Consider the following 6,112-nt stretch of genomic DNA (forward strand, 5'->3'; position numbering starts at 1 on the left):
CTTCGCGCGGCTGGTGGCCGGCGAGCAATATGTCCGAAACGACGATGGCGCCGGCATTGATGAACGGGTGGCGCGGAATGCCGTTCTCATGCTCGAGCTGGACGATCGAGTTGAACGGATTGCCCGACGTCTCGCGTCCGACGCGCTGCCACAGCGCATCGCCGACATTGCCGAGCGCCAGCGTCAGCGTGAACACCTTGGAAATGCTCTGGATGGAGAAGGCTTCCTCGGCGTCGCCGGCAAGCAGCACGCGGCCGTCATTGGTGACCGCCGCGATGCCGAACTTCTTCGGGTCGACCTTGCCGAGCTGCGGGATATAGGTGGCGACGTCGCCGCGATCCGTGCGCTCGGCCATTTCGGCGGCGACTTCGGCAAGCGCCTGTTCGAGTTCCGGCATGGTCTCCCCGCTATTTCAGCCAGCGCTCGATGCGCGCCATCGCCTCGACCATGTCGTCGTGGCTGCCGGCATAGGAAAAGCGCATGGTGCGATGACCTTGAAGCGGATCGAAGTCGCGGCCGGGCGTTGCCGCCACGTGCGCCTCGGCAAGCATGCGACGCGCGAAGGCCATGCTGTCATTGGTGTGCCTTGTGACATCGCAGAAGGCGTAGAAGGCGCCGTCCATGGGTGCCGCGAGCGCGAAGCCGAGCTCCGGCAGCCGCTTCATCAGCAGCTCGCGGTTCCAAGCGTAGCGCGCCTTCACCGCCTCCAGCTCCTCTGTCGCCTTGAACGCTTCGATCGCGGCGATCTGCGACAGTTCCGGCGGCGATATATAGAGGCTCTGGGCGATGCGCTCGACCGGACGCACCAGTGGTTCCGGCAGCACCATCCAACCAATGCGCCAGCCGGTCATGCAATAGTATTTCGAGAACGAATTGATCACCGTTACGGCCGAGCCGTAGGCGAGCGCCGTCGTGTCCGGCGCGGCATAGGCGAGCCGGTGGTAGATCTCGTCGGAAATAACGGCGATGCCGAGTTCTTCGGCCGTCGAAACCAGCGCGGCGAGCTCGTCGGCCGGAATCACCGCACCGGTCGGATTGGCCGGACTGGCGAACAGCACCCCCTTCAGCGGCCCTTCGCGGTGCGCGGTCCTCAGATGCTCGGCATGAAGATATGCATCGCCGCCGAGTTCGATCTCGACGATCTCGATACCGAGTGCGGCCATGATGTTGCGATAGGCTGGATAGCCTGGCGCGGCGATCGCGACACGGTCGCCTGGATCGAACATCGCGAGGAAAGCCAGGTTGAAGGCGGCGGACGATCCGGTGGTGACGGCGATTCGCGCCGCCGGGACATGTATCCCGTAATGGTCGCCATAGTGCCTTGCGATAGCCTGGCGCAGATCGGCCAGACCCAGCGCGTCGGTGTAGCCGATGCGCCCGACCTTCAGGGCATTCGCAGCGGCCTGCCGCACGCCGGCCGGCGCCGGGTCGGACGGCTGCCCGACCGCCATCGAAACCACCGGCGCCCCGGTCGCCTTCAACCGGTTGGCCTCGGCCAGAATATCCATGGCGTGGAACGGCTCGACCTCGCCGCGGCGCGAAAGCGAAACAATCATTTTCAAATCCAACACGCCAGGATCCGCCCTGGCCGCGCCGCACAAATGCCCGATTGATGTGGGGATCACAAGCGCAGGAAGTTTTCGGTGCCGACTTTTCATCCTCCGCCCGCTCGTCTACCAGTGGACCTGTCATGTTGAGCCGACCCAGATCGACCACTGCCAGATCGACCGTTGCAAGGACCGCGCGCGGCTTCGCCACGCTTTTGCTTGCGGCCGCCGTCGCGGTCTCCGGCTCGGTCAGCGCATTTGCGCAAAACGTCCCCATCGTGCGCGACGCCGAGATCGAGGCACTGGTACGCGACTACGCGCGGCCGATCTTCAAGGCGGCTGGGCTGGCCAATGACGGCATCGATATCGTGCTGGTCAACGATCCGAGCTTCAATGCCTTCGTTACCGGACGCCGCATGTTCATCAACACCGGCGCGCTGATGACGGCGGAAACGCCCAACGAGATCATCGGCGTCATGGCTCACGAGGCCGGCCATATCGCCGGCGGCCACCAGCAGAAGCTGCGCGACCAGCTCGAGCGCGCCAAGACGATGGCCATCATTGCCACGCTGCTCGGCGCTGGCGCCATGGTGGCCGGCGCCACCACCAACAGCCGTGGGCTGGCCGGCGCCGGCATGGGCGTCGCGGCGGGCGGCGGCGAGATGGCGCAGCGCAGCATCCTGGCCTATCAGCGCACCGAGGAGACGACTGCCGATCGCTCGGCGATCAGCTACCTCAACGCCACCGGCCAGTCCGGCATGGGCATGCTGAAGACCTTTTCCCGCTTCCAGAACGCGCTGTCGCTGTCCGGCACGCAGGTCGACCCTTACCGGATAAGCCACCCGATGCCGCAGGAGCGCATCGCCAACCTCGAGGCGCTGGTCAAGCAAAGCCCCTACGTCGACAAGCTCGACCCGCCGGCTCTGCAGCAGCGGCATGACATGATGCGCATCAAGATCGCCGCCTACATGCAGGGACAGGCGGCCGCCTCGCGCCTGATGCGCAAGAATCCGGGCAGCCTCGCCTCGCGCTACGGCGAGGCGCAGCTCGCCTATCTTTACGGCAACCTCAATGCCGCGCTCGTCAAGACGTCCGCACTGATCAAGGAACAGCCGAAGAACCCCTATTTCCAGGAACTGCGCGGCGACATCCTGATGAAGGCGAACAAGCCCAAGGATGCCGCTGACGCATATGCCAAGGCGGTCAGCCTCGATCCCGCGAGGTCCGGGCTGCTGCCGGTCTCGCTCGGCCAGGCTCTGATGGCGATCGGCACGCCGGATGCCCTGAAAAAGGCCGTGGTGCAGATCAACAACGGTCTTGGGCGCGACAAGGAGAACGCCGTCGGCTACCGCTATCTGGCGCAGGCCTATGGCGAACTCGGCAACATACCGGCGGCGGACCTTGCCACGGCCGAAGGCCATTTCTATTCCGGCGACTACCGGAACGCGAAGATTTTCGCCATGCGCGCGCAACAGAAGATGAAGCGCGGCGAGCCTGGCTGGCTTCGCGCCCAGGATATCATAAACTACGGGCCTTCGGGCAAAACCAAGTGAACCTTCCGGCCGCTCCGGGCAACGGAAGCGGACTGGAACAGGCAAAAGGGATCGAGGATCATGAACAAGGCAATCTTGCTTGGCACGACGGGTGTGGTGGCCGCCCTTGCCATGCTGGCGGTCGGCTTCGTCGCCGGCAGCCCTCAGGCGGCCAAGGCCGACACGACGCAGGTCGTCCAGGCCGCCGCGCCCTCGGACAGCAAGATCGACCGGGCCGAGGTCGAGGGCATCATCCGCGACTACCTCCTCAAGAACCCGGAAGTGCTGCTCGAGGTGCAGGAGGCGCTGGAGGCCAAGCAGAAGGAAGAGCAGCGCATTGCCGCCCTCGGCGTCATCAAGAACGCCAAGGACGAGATCTTCAACTCCGCCTTTGACGGCATCGTCGGCAATCCGAACGGCAAGGTCACCATCGTCGAATTCTACGATTACAATTGCGGCTTCTGCAAACGCGCCATCGAGGACATGCAGGCGCTGACCAAGGCCGACTCCGACCTGCGCTTCGTCCTCAAGGAATTCCCGATCCTCAGCCCGGATTCGCAAAAGGCCAGCGTCGTCTCCATGGCCTTCCATTTGATGATGCCGGAGAAATACGGCGAGTTCCACACCGCCTTGCTTGGCGGCCAGGGCCGCGCCACCGAGTCGATCGCCATCAAGATCGCGGTCTCGCTCGGCGCCGACGAGGCGAAGCTGCGCGAGAAGATGAAGGACCCCAGCATCAACGAAGCGCTGTCCCGGACCTATGATCTTGCCACCAAGCTGTCGATCACCGGCACGCCCTCCTATGTGGTCGGCAACGAGGTGGTGTTCGGCGCGCTCGGGAAGGATGTCCTTGCCGAAAAGATCGAGGCGGCGAAGGCCGCGCTCTGATCGGCCCCAAGCCCTTGCGGCGGGCGACTTTCCGCCCGCTGTGGACAGCGAAAGAACGCACTTGCGCTCTTTTCGCGGGCGTCTATGCCCATTATAGAAGCCCAGGGCGCCGGCTTGCGGCCGGCGCCGGGAAAGGTCAGCATTCTTGAAAACGGTTTTCGTCCTGAACGGTCCCAATCTCAACGCGCTCGGCAAGCGCGAGCCGGGCATCTATGGCGGCATGACGCTTGCCGCGATCGCCGAGGACTGCAAGAAGGCGGGCGCCGAGCTTGGGCTGGAGATCGACTTCCGCCAGTCGAACCATGAGGGCGACCTCGTCGACTGGATCCAGGAAGCCGGCGACAAAGCCGTCGGAATCGTCATCAATCCGGGCGCCTACAGCCACACCTCGATTGCCATTCACGACGCCATCCGCGCTGTCGCGCCGCTGCCCGTCGCCGAAGTCCATCTCTCCAACATCCATGCGCGGGAACCGTTCCGCCACGTCTCCATGGTCGCGCCGGTCGCCGTCGGCATGATCTGCGGGTTCGGGCCGCTCGGCTACACGCTCGCGCTGCAGGCGCTGGCGGCACGCCTTTGACCGGCCAACAAACAGAAGGCTCGAAAATGTCTATAAAGAAGACCGGTGTTGACCAGCAGCTGATCCGCGATCTGGCGGGCATACTGAACGACACCAATCTTACCGAGATCGAGGTCGAGCTCGGTGACCTGAAGGTGCGCGTGTCGCGTCAGTCGCAGACCGTGCACGCGGTGGCCGCTCCCGCGCCCGCTTATGCGCCGGCGGCGCCAGCTCAGCCCGCGGCTGCGGCCTCAGCGCCTGCAACGGCCGACCAGTCCAAGAACGCCGTGCCCTCGCCTATGGTCGGCACCGCCTACTTGGCGCCGTCGCCCGACGCCAAGCCGTTCATAGAGATTGGCCAGAAAGTCAAGGAAGGCCAGACGCTGCTGATCATCGAAGCGATGAAGACTATGAACCAGATCCCCTCGCCGCGCGCCGGCACGGTGACGGCGATCCTCTTCGAGGACGCCCAGCCGGTCGAATACGGCATGCCTCTCGTCGTCATCGAGTAGAGCCGGGAATGTTTCAGAAAATCCTCATCGCCAATCGCGGCGAAATCGCCCTCAGGGTGCTCCGCGCCTGCAAGGAACTCGGCATCCAGACCGTGGTGGTGCATTCGACGGCCGACGCCGACGCCATGCATGTCAGGCTTGCCGACGAGAGCGTCTGCATCGGCCCGCCGCCGTCGCGCGACAGCTATCTCAACATCCACCAGATCGTCGCCGCCTGCGAGATCACCGGCGCGGACGCGGTGCATCCGGGCTATGGTTTCCTGTCGGAGAACGCCAAGTTCGCCGACATCCTGGCCGCTCACAACATCACCTTCATCGGCCCGTCCGGCGACCATATCCGCGTCATGGGCGACAAGATCGAGGCCAAGCGCACCGCAAAACGCCTGGGCATCCCGGTCGTGCCGGGCTCCGACGGCGCGATCAGCGAAGAGAAGGAAGCCAAGCGCGTCGCCGCCGAGATCGGCTACCCCGTGATCATCAAGGCTTCGGCCGGTGGTGGCGGGCGCGGCATGAAGGTGGCGCGCAGCGAGGCCGACCTCGAGATCGCCCTGCAGACGGCGCGCTCGGAAGCCGGCGCCGCCTTCGGCGACGATGCCGTCTATATCGAGAAATACCTGGAGAAGCCGCGCCATATCGAACTGCAGGTGTTCGGCGACGGCGCCGGCCGCGGCGTCCATTTCGGCGAGCGCGACTGCTCGCTGCAGCGCCGTCACCAGAAGGTCTGGGAAGAGGCGAATTCGCCCGCGCTCAATGCCGAGGAACGCGCGCGCATCGGCGGCATCTGCGCCAAGGCCGTCGCCGATCTCGGCTATTCCGGCGCCGGCACCATCGAATTCCTCTACGAGGACGGCGAGTTCTATTTCATCGAGATGAACACCCGCCTGCAGGTCGAGCATCCGGTGACGGAAGCGATCACCGGCATCGACCTGGTGCATGAGCAGATCCGTGTCGCCTCCGGCGGCGGCCTCTCGGTCAGGCAGGAGGACATCAAGTTCAACGGCCACGCCATCGAATGCCGCATCAATGCCGAGGACCCGCGCACCTTCACCCCCTCGCCGGGCACGATCACCCATT

The 6,112-nt window shown here is 64.8% G+C and carries 7 protein-coding genes; 5 read left to right on the forward strand and 2 right to left on the reverse strand.

Going from position 1 to position 6,112, the window contains the following annotated elements:
* Together EN781_RS22875 and EN781_RS22880 are read right to left on the reverse strand one after the other, a co-directional pair.
* Positions 1–397, reverse strand: a 397-nt coding sequence (locus EN781_RS22875) for a glutaminase (protein WP_189347752.1), incomplete at its 3' end; no start/stop codon positions are given.
* 10 nt (positions 398–407) lie between these two features.
* Positions 408–1,556 (reverse strand): aminotransferase class I/II-fold pyridoxal phosphate-dependent enzyme, encoded by a 1,149-nt coding sequence (locus EN781_RS22880; RefSeq protein ID WP_126054377.1) that lies wholly within the window; start codon positions 1,554–1,556, stop codon positions 408–410.
* Positions 1,557–1,690: 134 nt separating this feature from the next.
* Between EN781_RS22880 and EN781_RS22885 the strand changes: the two genes are divergently transcribed.
* From EN781_RS22885 to EN781_RS22905, 5 genes are all read left to right on the forward strand, one after another.
* Positions 1,691–3,100, forward strand: coding sequence for a M48 family metalloprotease (locus EN781_RS22885; protein WP_126054376.1), 1,410 nt, complete (start codon positions 1,691–1,693; stop codon positions 3,098–3,100).
* Positions 3,101–3,160: 60 nt separating this feature from the next.
* Positions 3,161–3,967: a DsbA family protein gene (locus EN781_RS22890; protein ID WP_126054375.1), complete on the forward strand. Its 807-nt coding sequence runs from the start codon at positions 3,161–3,163 to the stop codon at positions 3,965–3,967.
* Between the two features lie 145 nt (positions 3,968–4,112).
* On the forward strand, positions 4,113–4,547 hold the full coding sequence (gene aroQ, locus EN781_RS22895) for a type II 3-dehydroquinate dehydratase (RefSeq protein ID WP_126054374.1): 435 nt from the start codon (positions 4,113–4,115) through the stop codon (positions 4,545–4,547).
* A 26-nt stretch (positions 4,548–4,573) separates the two neighbouring features.
* The gene (accB, locus tag EN781_RS22900) at positions 4,574–5,038 is read left to right on the forward strand and encodes an acetyl-CoA carboxylase biotin carboxyl carrier protein (RefSeq protein ID WP_126054373.1); all 465 of its coding nucleotides are present in this window, start codon (positions 4,574–4,576) and stop codon (positions 5,036–5,038) included.
* Between the two features lie 8 nt (positions 5,039–5,046).
* On the forward strand, positions 5,047–6,112 hold a 1,066-nt coding region (locus EN781_RS22905), incomplete at its 3' end, for an acetyl-CoA carboxylase biotin carboxylase subunit (RefSeq protein WP_145965585.1).

Source organism: Mesorhizobium sp. M4A.F.Ca.ET.090.04.2.1, assembly GCF_003999085.1.
Taxonomy (GTDB): Bacteria; Pseudomonadota; Alphaproteobacteria; order Rhizobiales; family Rhizobiaceae; genus Mesorhizobium.

What these genes read in the sequence shown, in the direction of transcription:
- EN781_RS22880 (WP_126054377.1), bottom strand. Translation starts at nt 1,556, where the DNA reads ATGATTGTTTCGCTTTCGCGCCGCGGCGAGGTCGAGCCGTTCCACGCC.
- EN781_RS22885 (WP_126054376.1), top strand. Translation starts at nt 1,691, where the DNA reads ATGTTGAGCCGACCCAGATCGACCACTGCCAGATCGACCGTTGCAAGG.
- EN781_RS22890 (WP_126054375.1), top strand. Translation starts at nt 3,161, where the DNA reads ATGAACAAGGCAATCTTGCTTGGCACGACGGGTGTGGTGGCCGCCCTT.
- accB (WP_126054373.1), top strand. Translation starts at nt 4,574, where the DNA reads ATGTCTATAAAGAAGACCGGTGTTGACCAGCAGCTGATCCGCGATCTG.